Origin of the sequence: Agrobacterium rubi TR3 = NBRC 13261 (assembly GCF_000739935.1) — a bacterium.
GTDB lineage: Bacteria > Pseudomonadota > Alphaproteobacteria > Rhizobiales > Rhizobiaceae > Agrobacterium > Agrobacterium rubi.
In genome coordinates, this window is record NZ_BBJU01000004.1 from 1 (window position 1) to 16560 (window position 16560).

The 16560-nt window shown below is 58.7% G+C and carries 14 protein-coding genes; 8 read left to right on the top strand and 6 right to left on the bottom strand.

Features of this window, described 5'->3' with window-relative positions; genetic code table 11:
• Positions 1-117: 117 nt before the first annotated feature.
• The 6 genes from RRU01S_RS03045 to RRU01S_RS03070 all read right to left on the bottom strand — a co-directional run bounded on the left by RRU01S_RS03045 (position 118) and on the right by RRU01S_RS03070 (position 6270).
• On the bottom strand, positions 118-1161 hold the full coding sequence (locus RRU01S_RS03045) for a zinc-dependent alcohol dehydrogenase family protein (protein WP_045228790.1): 1044 nt from the start codon (positions 1159-1161) through the stop codon (positions 118-120).
• 56 nt (positions 1162-1217) lie between these two features.
• Positions 1218-2276 carry an ABC transporter ATP-binding protein gene (locus RRU01S_RS03050; RefSeq protein WP_045228791.1) on the bottom strand — a complete coding sequence of 353 codons (1059 nt, stop codon included), beginning with the start codon at positions 2274-2276 and terminating at the stop codon, positions 1218-1220.
• Between the two features lie 11 nt (positions 2277-2287).
• Positions 2288-3070, bottom strand: a complete 783-nt coding sequence (locus RRU01S_RS03055; protein ID WP_045228792.1) for an ABC transporter permease — start codon at positions 3068-3070, stop codon at positions 2288-2290.
• A complete protein-coding gene (locus RRU01S_RS03060; RefSeq protein WP_045228793.1) occupies positions 3067-3957 on the bottom strand; it encodes an ABC transporter permease in 891 nt (296 codons plus the stop codon). The genes RRU01S_RS03055 and RRU01S_RS03060 overlap by 4 nt, the downstream gene beginning before the upstream one ends.
• Before the next feature lie 112 nt (positions 3958-4069).
• The gene (locus tag RRU01S_RS03065) at positions 4070-5176 is read right to left on the bottom strand and encodes an ABC transporter substrate-binding protein (RefSeq protein ID WP_045228794.1); all 1107 of its coding nucleotides are present in this window, start codon (positions 5174-5176) and stop codon (positions 4070-4072) included.
• 209 nt (positions 5177-5385) lie between these two features.
• Positions 5386-6270, bottom strand: coding sequence for a MurR/RpiR family transcriptional regulator (locus RRU01S_RS03070; RefSeq protein WP_045228795.1), 885 nt, complete (start codon positions 6268-6270; stop codon positions 5386-5388).
• A gap of 177 nt (positions 6271-6447) precedes the next feature.
• Here RRU01S_RS03070 and RRU01S_RS03075 point away from each other — a divergent pair, with 177 nt between their 5' ends.
• The 8 genes from RRU01S_RS03075 (at position 6448) to RRU01S_RS03110 (ending at position 16461) form a co-directional block, all read left to right on the top strand.
• The gene (locus RRU01S_RS03075) at positions 6448-7221 is read left to right on the top strand and encodes an N-formylglutamate amidohydrolase (RefSeq protein WP_045228945.1); all 774 of its coding nucleotides are present in this window, start codon (positions 6448-6450) and stop codon (positions 7219-7221) included.
• Positions 7222-7414: 193 nt separating this feature from the next.
• The gene (locus RRU01S_RS03080; protein WP_045228796.1) at positions 7415-8929 is read left to right on the top strand and encodes an amino acid permease; all 1515 of its coding nucleotides are present in this window, start codon (positions 7415-7417) and stop codon (positions 8927-8929) included.
• Positions 8930-8987: 58 nt separating this feature from the next.
• Positions 8988-10358, top strand: coding sequence for a glutamine synthetase family protein (locus RRU01S_RS03085; protein WP_045228797.1), 1371 nt, complete (start codon positions 8988-8990; stop codon positions 10356-10358).
• Positions 10359-10378: 20 nt separating this feature from the next.
• Positions 10379-11767, top strand: a complete 1389-nt coding sequence (locus tag RRU01S_RS03090; protein WP_045228798.1) for an aldehyde dehydrogenase family protein — start codon at positions 10379-10381, stop codon at positions 11765-11767.
• Entirely contained in the window at positions 11764-12909 is a 1146-nt protein-coding gene (locus RRU01S_RS03095; protein ID WP_045228799.1) for an iron-containing alcohol dehydrogenase, read from the top strand. The genes RRU01S_RS03090 and RRU01S_RS03095 overlap by 4 nt, the downstream gene beginning before the upstream one ends.
• A gap of 854 nt (positions 12910-13763) precedes the next feature.
• Positions 13764-14477: an AAA family ATPase gene (locus RRU01S_RS03100; protein WP_045228800.1), complete on the top strand. Its 714-nt coding sequence runs from the start codon at positions 13764-13766 to the stop codon at positions 14475-14477.
• Between the two features lie 84 nt (positions 14478-14561).
• Positions 14562-15182: a TetR/AcrR family transcriptional regulator gene (locus RRU01S_RS03105; RefSeq protein WP_045228801.1), complete on the top strand. Its 621-nt coding sequence runs from the start codon at positions 14562-14564 to the stop codon at positions 15180-15182.
• A 49-nt stretch (positions 15183-15231) separates the two neighbouring features.
• Positions 15232-16461, top strand: a complete 1230-nt coding sequence (locus RRU01S_RS03110; protein ID WP_045228802.1) for an MFS transporter — start codon at positions 15232-15234, stop codon at positions 16459-16461.
• Positions 16462-16560 lie beyond the last annotated feature (99 nt).

The window sequence follows — 16560 nt, forward strand, 5'->3', positions numbered from 1 at the left end:
CCTTATCCGCAGCCCTAGAGATGAGCGAGAGGTATCCACGAGTCGATCTCCCCACCTGTGGGGGAGATGCCCGGCAGGGCAGAGGGGGGCTAGCCACACCCACTGCCGCCCATTCACCTACTCAAACCGATCAATAATACTGATCCCGCTATCCCTGAACGTATCCATCGCAGGCAGTGCCGTTACCGCATCCGACAACGTAATATGCCGACCGATCAACTTTTCCGGCGAGAGCTTGCCGGAGTTGATCATCGCCAGCATATCGTCATAACGCCAGGCCTGCATGCCGTGGCTGCCATAGATTTCCAGCTCATGGGCAATCACCCGCGCCATCGGTATCTGCGGCATGGAATGATCTGCCAGCATCAGGCCCACCTGCACATGGCGGCCGCGACGGCGCAGGTTGGTGATGGAGTTGCAGCAGGTCTGCGGGTGGCCGAGTGCGTCAACGGAAACATGGGCACCGCCGCCGGTGATGTCGCGTACGGCTTCGCTCACATCCGAAACCTCGCGGCTGTTGATCGTGGCGGTGGCGCCCAGCTCTTTCGCCAGCGCCAGCTTGTCCTCGGCGATGTCGATGGCGACGACCTGCGCGCCCAAGCCCGCACCGATCATGATAGCGGAGAGGCCCACGCCGCCGCAGCCATGCACGGCCAGCCATTCGCCGCCCTTCAGCCGACCCTGATCGACCACGGCGCGGAAGGAGGTCGCGAAGCGGCAGCCGAGGCTGGCGGCGGTGTCGTAGCCCATCTCGTCGGGCATATGCACGAGGTTCTGGTCGGCGTAATCGATAGCGACATATTCGGCGTAGGAGCCCCAATGGGTGAAGCCCGGCTGGAACTGCGTTTCGCAGACCTGCTGGTTGCCGGAGCGGCATTCCTGGCAATGGCCGCAGCCGGACACGAAGGGCACGGTCACGCGATCACCCACCTTGAAGCGCATGACGTTTTTGCCGACGGCGGAAATGACGCCCGCAAATTCATGGCCCGGCACATGCGGCAGGCGGATGTCGCTGTCGTGGCCCATCCAGCCGTGCCAGTCACTGCGGCACAGGCCGGTTGCCTTGACCGAGATCACCACGCCGCCCGGCGTCGGTTCCGGGTCCGGCAGGTTGGCGATGATAGGCGTTTCGCCGAAGCGTTCGTAGAATAATGCGCGCATAATGGCTCTCCTGAGATGGCTTTTTCTAGCCCGATCTCTCAGTCGGAAACAGTGCGTCAGTCTGCTACAATCATCAAATCTTCTGATGCAAATTTCAGCGTGATGCGCTCACCAATGGCCGGTGGTGCGGTGCCGGGGTCGTTGAACATGTCGAAGGAGAGCGTGGCGCCGCCGACATCCAGACGCGTACGAATGACCGAGCCGAGGAAGTGGCTGGAGGTCACCGTGCCCGATATCGCGACGTCCCCGACATTGGCCTCACCCAGAGAACCGGCCTCGGGCCGCAGCGCCACGGTTACCTTTTCGCCGTTGGCTTTGTTCAGTGGCTTCTTCAACGAAACCTGCTGGTCGCCGATCTGGATGGTGTTGGCGGACGAATCCACGACCGTCGCGTCGATGAGGTTCAGCGTGCCGACGAAGGAGGCGACGAAGCGGGTAGAGGGGCTGTTGTAAATCTCGAAGGGCGAACCGATCTGGTCGGCGCGTCCTGCATTCATCACCACGATGCGGTCGGAGATGGAGAGCGCTTCTTCCTGATCGTGCGTCACGAAAATGGTGGTGATGCCGAGCTTGCGCTGGATCTGACGGATTTCTTCGCGCAGCGAAACGCGGATTTTGGCGTCGAGTGCGGAGAGCGGTTCGTCCAGCAGCAAAACCTGCGGCTTGGGGGCCAGCGCACGCGCCAGAGCCACGCGCTGCTGCTGCCCGCCGGACATCTGGTAGGGATAGCGGTCGGCCAGATGATCCAGATGGATCAGCGCCAGCATTTCCTTCACCCGCGCATTGATTTCCGCCTTCGGCTTGCCCGCGATCTTGAGGCCGAAGGCGACGTTTTCGTAGACATTCATGTTGGGAAACAGCGCATAGGCCTGAAACACCATGCCGATATTGCGCTGGTTGGGTTTCAGCGTCGTCTGGTCCTTGCCGTTGATGACGATGGAGCCTTCGCTCGGCGTTTCGAAACCGGCGATCATGCGCAAAATGGTGGTCTTGCCGCAGCCGGATGGTCCGAGGAAGGAAACGAATTCGCCCTGTTCGATCGCCATGTTGAAATCATGGACGACCTGAACCTGACCGAAGGATTTTCTGATGTTGTGCAGTGTCAAAAAGCTCATAAAATAAGTCCTCAGGCCTTGGGAGGCGCGCCTTTTTGATAGCGCGAGACGAGTTGGATCAGACCCAGGCAGCCCCAGGTGATGCCGAACGAAATGACGGCCAGCGCAGCAGGCTCATAGGCGCGGTTGGCACCCAGCAACTGCATGTATGGGCCGAAGGCCGGGCGGTTCAGCAGCGCTGCCATGGTGAATTCACCGATGACGATGGCAAAGGTGAGAAACGCACCCGATAGCACCGCAACCAGCACGTTCGGCAAAATGATGCGGGCGAGAATCGTCGTCCATCCCGCACCGAGGCTTTGTGCGGCCTCCGTCAGTGTGGTGATGTCGATGGTGCGCAACCCGGTATCGACGGCGCGGTACATATAGGGCAGGGCGAGCGTCGTGTAACCGAACACCAGAAGCAGATTGGTGCCTGATGTCGTTCCCGTCAGCGGCAACCAGCTGGAGGTGTTGTAGAGCCTGATATAACCGAACACGATGACGATGGCCGGAATGACCAGCGGCAGAAGCGTGATGAACTCGATGACCGGGCGAAGGGCCGGCAGTTTCAGCCGCACCCAATAGGCTGTGGGAACGACCAGCAGGATGCCGAAAATAATGGTGCACAGTGCCATCACGATGGAGAAGGTGAACGTCTCCTGAAAGCGCGGGTCGCTGAGAACCTTGCCATAGGCATCGAAGGAATATTCACCGCGCCGCATTTTCAGTGAGAAGTTGGTCATTCCGATCAGCGGCAGGGCAAAATAGAGCAGGCCGAACAGCAGCGCGCCCCAGGCGAAAATCCGCTTCATTTCAGCCACCTCTCGCTGCGCGTGCGCATCCAGATATAGAGCATGTTGGCAATGCAGGTCACAAGGATCATGCCGAAGGCCAGCGCATAACCAAGGTTGGGATTGCCCAACACGTCACCGCGGATTTGCGCAAACAGCAGGATCGGCACGATGTTGAGCGAGGAGCCGGTGAGCGCAATCGCAGTCGCAACGGCCCCGAAGGCATTGGCGAACAGCAGCGAGAATGTGCCGAGAATGGAGGGCAGCAGAATGGGGAAGGCCACCATGCGCCAATATTGAAAGCCGCTGGCACCCAGAATTTCCGCTGCCTCGCGCCATTCGCGCTTCAGGCCATCCAGTGCTGGCGTAATGATGAGGATCATGAGGGGTATCTGGAAAAACAGATAGGTGACCGTCAGGCCCCAGAAGGACAGAATGTTGAAGCCGAGCAGGCGCAGATCGAGCCCGAGCTGCGTTTTCAGAAACACGGTGACGAGGCCGACAGGGCCAAGCGTGGCGATAAAGGCGAAGGCGAGCGGTACGCCTGCAAATTGCGAGGCGACGCCGGAAAAGGTCAGAAGCGGCGCGCGAATTTTCTGTGGCAAGCCACCGAGAACAACGGCGGTCGCGACGCCAAAGCCGATCAGACAGCCGAGTGCGGCGGATGCAACGCTGATCTTGATGGAAATCCAGTAGGCCGAGAGAATGGATTGGGTGAACAGGCCAGCGATGTTTTCAAACGTAAAACTGCCATCGGGCGTCTGAAATGCGCCAATGACGATCTTCATCGTTGGCATGATCAAAAAAAGAAGAATGAAAATTGCAAATGGCAGAACGCCCAACCATTCCAGCTTCAGGCGGCGCCCAGCTGCTGGTCGCGGTGGCGCGCCATGGGTGTTTGATGACATATGATGTTCCCAAACGCCGCGATCATCGCGGTCTTTATGTCTTATAAAATCAGCCGCCCCTGCTTTTGAAAAGCCTCAGCCTTCAAAAAGATAAGGGCGGCTGTTTCGTTCGTTACTTCACGTTGGCGCCGACTACCTTGTCCCAACCGCCAGTGACGGCAGCCTTGTTGGCATCGACGTCTTCGAGTGTCGGGAAGATGGCCTTTTCATAGGCTGCTGCCGGTGGCAGGGCGTCCAGAAGATCCTTCGGAATCTTGTTTGCCTTTGCCATCGCGTTGAAGCGGATCGGGTGGCAGAAGCCCTTTAACCAGCCAAGCTGACCGTCGTCGGAATAGAGATGCTCCATCCATAGCTTGGCAGCGTTTGGATGCGGTGCATAGGCAGAGATGCCCTGCACGTAAACACCCGCCAGAACGCCCTTTTCAGGAACGACGACTTCCGTCGGCGGGTTGCCGTTCAGCGTCTTGGCCCAGGAAAGGGCGTTATAGTCCCATGCAACGACGATCGGTGTTGCGCCCTGTGCTAGCGTACCGGCCTTGCCGATGACAGGCACGAAGTTGCCAGCCTTGTTGAGGTCGGCGAAGTATTTCAGGCCAGCTTCACCGGCTTCCTTGCCGTCCTTCGCACCGGTGGAAAGACCGGCGGCGAGAACACCCAGAATAGCCTGGTTGGAGGCGCGTGGGTCACCGGCCAGAGCAACCTGACCGGCATATTCCGGCTTCAGCAGATCGGCCCAGTCCTTTGGAGAATTGGTGACGAGGTCCTTGTTCACGAAGATGGACATGACGCCGTAATAATCGCCATACCAGTAGCCTTCGGCGTCCTTCACATTGTCAGGAATTTCGTCCCAGGTGGAAACCTTGTAAGGCTGGAGAAGGCCTTCCTTCTTCATCTGTGGGCCGAATGCGAGACCGACGTCGATCACGTCAGGAGCCTGCGGACCCTTGTTGTCCTTGTTGGCCTTCACGGCTTCCACTTCGTCGGCAGAACCGGCGTCAGGGTTCAGCTCGTTGACCTGGATTTCAGGATATTTTGCCTTGAAGGAGGCGATGACGTCGCCGTAACCGCACCAGTCGTGGGGCAGGGCGATAGTCGTCAGCATGCCTTCCTTCTTGGCGGCAGCGATGAGTTCTTCGCTCGGTGCGGCAGAAGCAATCGCAGTGGATGCGATGACCATTGCGGTGGTGAGCGATAGCAGTCGGCGGCTGTGCGAGATCACGGTTAGTTCTCCTCTGGTGTCTGATGCGTCTGACGACGCTGTACGTGGGTTGCATGAATGTTATGTGACGGATTTTTCAGGCGGTCTCCCGCCCTCATCATGGTCCCTGCCGTTTTCTTGCCATCATTGCGCCCTGTCGTCGCCATGATATTTGAGAAACGACATAAAAAATTCGTGTTGCGCCATTCGTTCGCTGGTAGACGCTTTCTTCAGTTCTCCTCTTTTCCCGGCTTTCGAAAAAGGCGGGTCTGCTCGAACAGGCCTTCCAGCGAATTCATCCGCTGACGGGTTTCATCCCAGCCATTGCTTTGCACCGCCTCGATCAGCGCCTCCACCACGAACAGCGTCACCACCGAGCTGTCCCATGCGGATGGCGCTTCGATGCGTACGCGAAACGTATGTTCGGCAAAGCGCGAGACGGGGGATGTCCACTGGTCGGTGAACAGCAGAATGCGAACATTGTTGTCGTGCGCCACCTGCGCCAGCGTCACCATGTCCTGCTCGTAACGACGGATATCGAAGATCACCAGAACGTCGCCCGCGTTCATGTTCAGCATATATTGCGGCCATGAACTGGAATTGGAAGACATCAGCGCCGTCTTTGGCCGGATGACCTGCATGTGCGTGAAGAAATATTCGGCAATCGCCCCGGTGATGCGCCCGCCGACGAAGTAGATGCTGCGTTTTCTATCTGCCAGAAGGGTGGCGGCATTGTCGAAGGATGCGGTATCGAGATCGCTCAGCGTATCGCGCAGGTTTCCGGTGATGGCATCGGCGAAGCGGTTGAGAATATGCAGGCCCGGTGCGTTGCTGGCCCAGCGGTCATGCTTGGCAATGGGGTTGGAAATCGTCGCTTCCAGTTCCTGATGCAGCCTTCCCTGAAACTCTGCATACCCTTTGAAACCGAGCTTTTGCACCATGCGCGCCACCGTCGGCGTCGAGACCCCGGCATTTTCGGCGACTATCGTGATACTGCCCAGCCCCGAGACCGGGTAATTGCCGAGAAGACTTTCCGCAAGGCGCTTTTCGGCACGCGTCAGGGTCTCGTACTGAGCCTGGATAACGTCCGAAACGGTCGCGGCCGAACTGTGCAAATTTTTCCCCTAGCCGAGCTTTTCGCCGGTCTGTTAGCGCTGATTAAGATACGGAGGGCAAAAGGAGTCAATCGAAAAAATGAAGAGAAAATTTCAAAAACCATTTGACACTTTGGCGTGTGTGAAGAATTCTTTTCTAACTGTCGGGGGGCAGTGATGTTGACAGCGGGGTACACCATGACGGTGCAAGCACAGTTTTTCACAAGCGACGAGGCTGAGCCCGTTGTCGTGGAAAACCCGCTCGGCAAGGGCCGGGTGCTGCTCGTCTGCGAACACGCCTCTCACACGCTGCCCGCCCGCTTCGGCACCCTTGGCCTCAGCGAAGATGTGCGCACAAGTCATATCGCCTGGGACCCCGGTGCTCTCGCGGTGACCCGTCTTTTGTCAGCCAGTCTCGACGCCACCGTCATCTACCAGAACTATTCCCGGCTGATCTACGATTGCAACCGCCCGCCGGAATCGCCTTCGGCCATGCCTGTTACCAGCGAGATTTACGACATTCCCGGCAATGCGGATTTGAGTGAAGCAGAGCGTTTTGCCCGCACGGCAGCGCTCTACATCCCGTTTCAGACCCGCGTAAGCGATCTCATCGCCAGCAAACGAGAGGCGGGACTCGAGACGGTTCTGGTGACCATGCACAGCTTCACGCCCGTCTATCACGGCAAGCGCCGTGAGGTCGAAATCGGCCTTCTGCACGATACGGATGCGCGGCTGGTGGATGCCATGTTGGACCATGTGGAGGACAAAAATTTCCGGGTCGAGCGCAACGAACCCTATGGCCCCGAGGATGGTGTGACGCACACGCTGCGCCTCCATGCGCTGCCCAATGGGCTGTTGAACGTTATGATCGAGGTCCGAAATGACCTGATCCAGAATGAGGAGGGGCAGCGGGCTGCTGCCGGTTTTCTGAGTGAGCTTTTGACAAAGGCAATTGCCGCTCACAGCCCCTGAATTCGCTTTGGCGGGAATTGCCCCGCCGGGCAGGAATGCCGTTGCATATCCAAAGAAGGCCTGACAGGTCCGGGGTGCAACGTGGGAACAGCAGATGTGCATGGCGTGATCGGGTTTTCCTATCGCGCCGAGACTGGGGCAAAATCGGCCATTCTGGCTGACGGCCTGTTTTTCTTGATCAGGAGAGAACGGCATGGACAATTCATCATCAGGCGTCAGCTATAAGAAGGCCGACGCATCCTACTTCGAAAAAAGAGGACTCTCGCGCTATGCGGGTGTCTGGTCGCTCTGGGCGCTGGGCGTCGGCGCGGTTATTTCAGGCCATTTTTCCGGCTGGAACTTCGGCTTCGCCACCGGCGGCTGGGGCGGCATGCTGGTTGCGGGCATGATCATTGCCGTCATGTATCTGGGGCTGACATTCTCGATTGCGGAAATGAGCCCGGCGCTGCCACATACGGGCGCGGCCTATTCCTTTGCGCGCACGGCCATGGGGCCATGGGGCGGCTTCATCACCGGCCTGTGCGAGAACGTCGAATACGTCCTCACCCCCGCCGTCATCGTCACCTTCATCACGGCCTATGTGAACTCCATTCTGGGGCTCGATCCGGTCTATTCACCGCTCCTCTGGGTGCTGTTCTACGTCATCTTTCTGGCGCTCAACGTCTTCGGTCTTGAACTATCCTTCAAGGTAACGTTGGTCATCACGCTGATTTCGCTCGGTGTTCTCGTCTTCTTCTGGGTCAGCGCCATCCCCAATATGGACTTCTCCCGCTGGGCACTGAACATCGGCGTCGGGCCGGATGGTGCAGCGGTCGAACTGCCAGAAGGCAACGGCTCGTTCTTCCCCTTCGGTTTCTCCGGCGTTCTTGCTACACTGCCCTTTGCTGTCTGGCTGTTCCTCGCCATCGAACAATTGCCGCTGGCTGCCGAAGAATCGGTAGATCCCAAGCGCGATATGCCCAAGGGCATCATTCTCGGCATCATCACGCTGATGATTTCCGCCTTCATGATCGTGCTGCTCAACCCCTCGCTTCCCGGCATCGGCGCCTTCCATCTCGGTTCCTCGCTGGAGCCGCTGCTGGATGGTTTCAAGGCTGTCTATGGTGATGGTGGCGTTGTTCTCTTGGGCTTTGTGGCACTCACAGGCCTCATCGCCAGCTTCCACACGATCCTCTATGCGCAGGGTCGCCAGATCTATTCGCTGTCGCGTGCGGGCTATTTCCCGACAGCACTTTCCGTCACCCACCCCAAGTTCAAGACACCGCATGTCGCGATGTTGACGGGTGCCATCGTCGGTCTTGCTGTGATGATGACCATCTGGTTCGCACTGGGTGCCACCGAAGGCGGCAGCATTATCGGCAGCGTGCTGCTCAATATGGCTGTGTTCGGCGCGATGTTCTCCTACATCATGCAGGCCATCTCCTTCATCATGCTGCGCCGTAACCTGCCGGATATCGAACGGCCCTTCCGTTCGCCGCTCGGCATTCCCGGTGCTGTCTTGACCATTATCATCGCTGTCATAACCTTGCTCTATCAGGTGCAGGACCCGAACTTCACCAAGGGCGTGATCTGGGTGGCGCTGTGGTTTGCCGTCGCCATCGCCTATTTCGCGCTGGTTGGCCGTCACCGCCTCATCCTGTCGCCGGAAGAGGAATTTGCGCTGGAGCACAAGCAGGCCGCACTCAATGCGGCGGCCTCCAAGGCTTGACCGATAAACAGGGCGACCGGCAACGGTCGCCCCATAAAACAAAGGGAACGAAACGATCATGACGACCACCTACACATTCGACGAGCTGAAAAAAGACGTGGCCGAAGGGCGCATCGATACCGTTCTGGCATGCCTCGTGGATATGCAGGGTCGTCTGATGGGCAAACGCTTTCAGGCGGAATTTTTCGTCGAAAGCGCCTATGAGGAAACCCACAGCTGCAACTACCTGCTGGCCACCGACATGGAGATGGAAACCGTTCCCGGTTACAAATCTACCGGCTGGGACAAGGGCTACGGCGATTATACGCTGAAGCCCGATCTCTCGACACTGAAGCGGGTGCCGTGGCTGGAAGGCACAGCGCTTGTTCTGTGTGATGCCTACGACCATCACACCCACGCCGAAGTCGCCCACTCGCCGCGCGCGCTTCTGAAGAAGCAGGTCGCACGTCTGGAAGCCATGGGCCTGAAAGCCTTTATGGCCACCGAGCTGGAATTCTTCCTGTTCGATCAGAGTTTCGAGACCGCCCGCGCCAGTGGCTACCGCGATCTCAATCTCGCCAGCCCTTATAACGAGGACTACCACATCTTCCAGACGACCAAAGAAGAAGAGGTGATGCGCGCCATCAGAAACAACCTGCAAGCCGCTGGCATCCCTATCGAAAACAGCAAGGGCGAGGCATCCGCAGGTCAGGTCGAACTCAACGTCCGCTACGCCGATGCGCTCACCATGGCCGACCGCCATGCGATCATCAAAAATGCCTGCAAGGAAATCGCATGGTCCAAGGGCAAGGCCGTGACCTTCCTTGCCAAGTGGAACTACGATGCGGCGGGAAGCTCCTCGCACATCCACCAATCGCTTTGGAGTGTGGATGGCAAGACGCCTATGTTTCTCGACAAGAATGCTGACCACGGCATGTCCGACATGATGCGCCATTACGTGGCAGGGCTTCTCGCCCACGCCAGTGAGACGACCTATTTCCTGGCGCCCTATATCAACTCCTACAAGCGCTATATGGCAGGCACCTTCGCGCCGACCAAGGCTGTCTGGAGTACGGACAACCGCACGGCGGGCTACCGCCTATGCGGCGAGGGCAGCAAGGGCATCCGCATCGAATGCCGGGTCGGCGGGTCGGATATCAACCCGCATCTTGCAATGGCAGCCCTGCTTGCAGCAGGCATTGACGGCATCGAAAACAAGATGGAACTTGAGCCGCAGTTCGAAGGCGACGCTTATGGTGGCAAGGACATCCGCGAGATACCCAAGACATTGCGGGACGCGACGGATCACCTTAACACTTCCAAGATGCTGCGCAGCGCTTTCGGTGATGATGTGATCGACCACTATGTTCGCGCCGCAAAATGGGAGCAGGAAGAATACGACCGCCGCGTGACCGATTGGGAAGTCGCGCGCGGTTTTGAACGGGCATAACAAATCATAGGAAAACCATCATGGTCATGATCCAGAATATCTCGCCGATTGACGGTTCGGTTTTTGCCGAGCGCGAGGCGATGTCGCTGGACGCGGCACGGGCTGCCGTATCGAAAGTGCGCGCCGCGCAAAAATCCTGGGCGCGCCGCCCCTTGGAAGATCGCGTTCAACTGGTGCTGAAAGGTGTGGCCCGGCTGAACGAGATGGTGGACGAGGTGGTGCCTGAACTGGCCCATATGATGGGCCGCCCGGTTCGCTATGGCGGTGAGTTCAAGGGCTTCAACGAACGCTCCAACTACGTCGCCTCCATTGCAGCCGATGCTCTTGCACCTCTCGTCATCGAGGAAAGCGGCAATTTCGAACGCCGTATCGAGCGCGAAGCCCACGGCGTCGTCTTCGTCATCGCGCCGTGGAACTACCCTTACATGACGGCCATCAACACCATCGCGCCTGCCTTGATGGCGGGTAACACGGTCGTCATCAAACACGCCGCGCAGACGCTGCTGGTGGGTGAGCGCATGGTGCGGGCCTTCGTGGAAGCGGGCGTGCCGGAGGATGTATTCATCAACCTCTTCCTCGACCACCAGACAACATCGGCGCTGATTGCCGAGAGCCTGTTCAACTTCGTCAATTTCACCGGCTCCGTCGAAGGCGGTCGTGCCATCGAGCGGGCCGCTGCCGGAACCTTCACCGGCCTTGGTCTTGAGCTTGGCGGCAAGGACCCCGGCTATGTGATGGAAGATGCCGATCTGGATGCGGCGGTCGATACGCTGATGGACGGCGCGACCTTCAATTCCGGCCAATGCTGCTGCGGTATCGAGCGCGTCTACGTCAACGAATCGCTGTTCGACGCTTTCGTCGAGAAGTCTGTTGCATGGGTGTCCAATTACAAGCTGGGCAACCCGCTGGAGCAGGAGACGTCACTTGGCCCCATGGCCAACAAGCGCTTCGCTAAAGTCGTGCGTAAGCAGGTGGCCGATGCCGTGTCCAAGGGTGCGAAGGCGCTGGTCGATCCCAAGCAGTTTGCCGCAGATGATGGCGAAAGCGCCTATGTCGCACCGCAAATCCTCATCGATGTCGATCACTCCATGGAATTCATGACCGAGGAAACCTTCGGTCCCGCCGTCGGCATCATGAAGGTCAAGAACGACGACGAGGCCATCCGCCTGATGAATGACAGCAAATACGGCCTCACCGCATCACTGTGGACGCAGGATGCTGAGCGGGCAGGGCGCATCGGTCGTGAGATCGAAACCGGCACCGTCTTCATGAACCGCGCCGATTATCTCGATCCCGCTCTGTGCTGGACCGGCGTCAAGGATACCGGTCGCGGCGGCTCGCTGTCGGTCATAGGCTTCCAGAACCTGACACGTCCAAAATCCTACCATCTGAAGAAAGTCACGAAATGAACATCGTCGCAAACTGGAGCTATCCAACCCCGATCAAGATGGGGCGCGGCCGCATCAAGGAATTGGCGGATGCCTGCAAAACGCTCGGCATCAAGAAGCCGCTGCTGGTGACCGACAGAGGCCTCGCCAATATGGCGATCACCAGCCACGCGCTGGATATTCTGGAAGAGGCAGGCCTTGGCCGCGCCATCTTTGCGGACGTGGACCCGAACCCCAACGAGACCAATCTCGAAGCGGGCGTGAAAGCCTTCAAGGATGGCGGCCATGATGGCATCGTTGCCTTTGGCGGTGGCTCCGGTCTTGATCTCGGCAAGGCCGTCGCCTTCATGGCAGGCCAGACGCGCCCCGTCTGGGATTTCGAGGATATCGGTGACTGGTGGACCCGCGCCAACTCCGATGGCATCGCGCCCATCGTGGCTGTGCCGACCACGGCGGGCACCGGCTCGGAAGTCGGACGTGCCAGCGTCATCACCAACTCGCAGACGCATGTGAAGAAGATCATCTTCCACCCGAAATTCCTGCCCGGCGTGGTCATCTGCGATCCTGAATTGACGGTCGGCATGCCCAAGGCCATCACCGCAGGCACCGGCATGGATGCCTTCGCCCATTGCCTGGAAGCCTATTCCTCGCCCTTCTACCACCCCATGAGTCAGGGCATCGCGCTCGAAGGCCTGCGGCTGGTCAAGGAATATCTGCCGCGCGCTTATAAGGACGGCACGGATATCGAAGCCCGCTCCAACATGATGGCCGCCGCTGCCATGGGTGCCGTTGCCTTCCAGAAGGGGCTGGGCGCCATCCACTCGCTCTCGCACCCCATCGGCGCCGTCTACAACACCCACCACGGCATGACCAACGCCGTCGTCATGCCCGCTGTCCTGCGCTTCAACCGCCCTGTTATCGAAGACAAGATTGCCCGAGCCGCTGCTTATCTCGGCATCGAAGGCGGGTTTGATGGGTTTTATGATTATGTGCTGGAGTTGCGTAAGGAGCTTGGCGTGCCTGATAGCCTCACGGCCATGGGTATCAAGCCGGACCGTGTGGATGAGCTTGTCGCAGAGGCCATCAAGGATCCGAGTTGCGGGGGTAATCCGGTGGAAATGACGGCAGAGAATACGAAGGCGTTGTTTCTGGAGTGCTTTTGATTGACGTGATTGTGCCCTACCTGCTGTGAAGGGGCAGGGTGCTTTAGACGCAACGCAATATCTCACTTTGAAGTAGGCGGAGACAGGCCGCAACGCAGCAACCCTCATCCTGAGGTGCCCCAAAGGGGCCTCGAAGGACGAGGGTTGCGGGCTTAGGGCAGAGCGAGCAGCGGATGCTTCGAGGCTTTGTCCTTCGGCCAAGCACCTCTCCTTCGACAGGCTCAGGATGATGCATGAGGGCGGAATATGCGGCTCACCCACCAATCTCCCATCCCAAAAAAAGTCAAATTTTTTTCTCCATGGCCACCAACCCCATGCCTACAATCTCCACACTTTCGCGGCTGGAGTGTTTTCGCGAGACACTGTCGGGGCAGGCGGAGGTTGGTGATTGGCCGTAGACGTGCGGGTGATCATCAAATGCGACGACCGATGGCCTGACTGATGAAATGTTCGAAATTCCGTAAACGGTTTTCGGACATGGAAAGAGGAAAGGTACATCGGAAGACTGAACTCAGGCCGGTGCATTCAACGCCCGGCCTGAGAATTCGTAAGACTCGAGACCACGCAAATGCGGTACCGACGACGACCATACCTGAAACACTGCCGCATTTGCGTGTGTTCTCAAGGGCTTCAGCAAACCACGGGCGCATCTGCGCGGCGTGAACGGCGACGCTTGTCTCCAAGCTCTGCCGGATTTTTCAAAGGGCTGAACTTGAGACCGCGAGCGGAGCCATACAACAAATCGCAACGCTTATTTCCATTTCGTTAACCATCTTCGTTAACAATATACAGTGCACCATGAATGTCGCGGTGCGTTGAAGAGCGATGAAGTCAGGCTCTGCATTGGGGGCCCTATGCCAGTTATCACATTTGCAAACACCAAGGGCGGCGCGGGCAAGACGACTGCGGTTCTGCTGCTGGCCACGGAACTTGCGCGCACCGGTCACCGGGTCACCGTTCTCGATGCCGATCCGCAATTGTGGATTTCGCGCTGGTCGGACATGTCCGGTACTGTCCAGAACCTGTCGGTTATTTCGCATGTCACCATGGCATCGCTGGAAACCCATATCCGCGAAAACAAGGCCAGCACGGACTGTTTCATCATCGATCTGCCGGGCACCAAAAGCCCGCTGCTGACGATGGCGCTGGGCATTTCGGACCACGTCATTATCCCGGTCCAAGGTTCTGCCATGGATGCGCGCGGGGCTGCCGAGGTTCTCGAACATATCGAATTGCTGAACCGCAAGATGGGCGTCACGATCGATCACTCGGTTGTTCTCACCCGCGTCAACGCGATGGTCAGCACACGCTCTATGCTGGTGGTCAAGGCATTGCTGGCGGCCAAGAACGTCCGCGTTCTGGCGACGCCGATTGCCGAACGCGCCGCGTTCCGCGACATCTTCGACTATGGCGGCACGCTGGCTGCGCTCGACTGTCAAAAGGTGAGCAACGTCGATAAGGCCATGGAGAATGTGCGCAATTTCGCCAATGAGGTGATGCGCCTGATGCCTGTACGTGTCGTTCGCTCCGGTCGCGATCTCAAGTTTTTCAGCCGCAGAGCCGCCTGAACCTTTTTCATACGCCCGGCACAAATTCGGTCCGGGCGTATTTTGTGCTTGATTTGGAAATGATCGTTTCCTATATTGCCGCTCATGACGCAGCCAAGCCCATCTTTAATCCACACACGCCAGCGCGGCCGCCCGCGTGAGTTTGATGTCGATCTCGCTATCGACAAGGCCATCGGCGTGTTTTCGGAACGCGGTTACCACGCGACATCAGTGGGTGATCTGACGCAGGCCATGGAACTGACGCAGGGCAGTCTTTATAAGGCCTTCAAGGACAAGAAGGACATCTACATCGCCGCCGTCGAGCGCTACAAGCTGGTGCAATCACGGCGTTTCGAGGCGGCTGTTCAGACCGGCAGGAACGGGCGAGAAAAGCTGCTGGCGGGCATGAATTTCTATGCGGATGCCTGCGTCGGCCCATCGGGCGGGCAGGGGTGTCTCGTCGTCGGTGCCGCTGCCGATCTCGCTTCGCTGGATGACGATATGGCGCGCGTTGTGCGTGGTGCCATCGATGCCCGCGAAAACATTCTGGGTCGCCTCGTGCGTGAGGGGCAGGCGGATGGCTCGGTATCCAATACTAAGGATGCAGCCGCTTTGGCGAAGACGGCGCTCTGTATCATTTACGGCATGCGGGTGGTTGGCAAGACGGGCCTGACGAAAGCGGAACTGAGTTCAGTGGTCGATGTTGCCATGAAGGTTTTCGACTGATTTTTATATGTATTTGGGAAATGAGTATTTCCTAATTTGGAGACGGGTAATGACATCTACGGTGCTTGGCGCTGAGGCCGCGCAGGAAGAGACACTCTCTTCCGCAATGATTTTTCTGCTGGCCACGGCCTGCGGGCTGATCGCCGCCAATATCTATTATGCCCAGCCGCTCGCCGGCCCCATCGGCGCAGAACTTGGGCTGTCTGCGGCTGCAACAGGCTTGATCGTGACGCTGACGCAGATCGGTTACGGCCTGGGACTGTTGTTCGTGGTGCCGTTGGGCGATCTCATCGAAAACAGGAAGCTGATTATTATCACCGTCATCATGGCGGTTCTGTCCTTGATCGGTGCTGCCCTCGCGCCGCATGCAGCACAGTTTCTCGCCGCCGTGTTTCTGGTCGGGGTCGCTTCGGTTGCGGTGCAGATGATCGTGCCCTTGGCGGCGCATATGACACCTGACGCCACGCGAGGCCGCGTCGTTGGCAGCATCATGAGCGGCTTGATGATCGGCATCATGCTGGCGCGGCCTGTTTCCAGCGTTCTCTCGGAATTGGTTTCCTGGCGCGGTGTTTTCCTGATTTCGGCTGGTGTCATGGCCGTGCTGGCGCTCGTGCTCTACCGCCTGCTGCCACGCCGCATGCCGGATGCGAAGCTGCCGTACACCACATTGTTGGCCTCTATGGGCAAGCTGGCCGTAAACACGCGGCTTTTGCAGCGCCGTTCAATCTATCAGGCGGGCATGTTCTCAGCCTTCAGCCTGTTCTGGACGGTGACGCCGCTCTATCTCAGCGGCCCCGCCTTCCGCTTGGCGCAAAGCGAAATCGCGCTGTTTGCGCTGGCCGGTGCCGCCGGTGCCGTTGCGGCACCCATTGCCGGGCGGATGGCGGATCGTGGTTGGACATGGGCAGCGACTCTCTGTGCGCTGCTGGCTGCCATGGCATCCTTCCTCATGACCCACATAGCGCCCGAGGGCTCTCACCTGTCGCTGGCGCTGTTGGTGGTTGCGGCCATCGTGCTGGATTTTGCAGTCACCACCAATCTGGTGCTGGGTCAGCGCGCTATCTTCACGCTGGGTGCGGCGTTCCGCAGCCGCCTCAACGGCATCTTCATGGCAACGTTCTTCATGGGTGGAGCTGTCGGCTCTGCGCTTGGTGGCTGGGCTTATGCGCAGGGCCAATGGGCAGCAGCCTCGTGGCTTGGTTTTGCGCTGCCCGCCATGGCTTTTGCGTTCTTCCTGACGGAGCGCAGGGGTGAGAAGCGGGTGCCTAAGCTCGGGTGAGGGTAGGTCTGCACCCCACGACCGTCATCCCGGCCTTGAGCCGGGATCCAGTCAGCCCAAGTCTTTGGGCTGAAAGAAATTTTCATACCGCGCAGACGC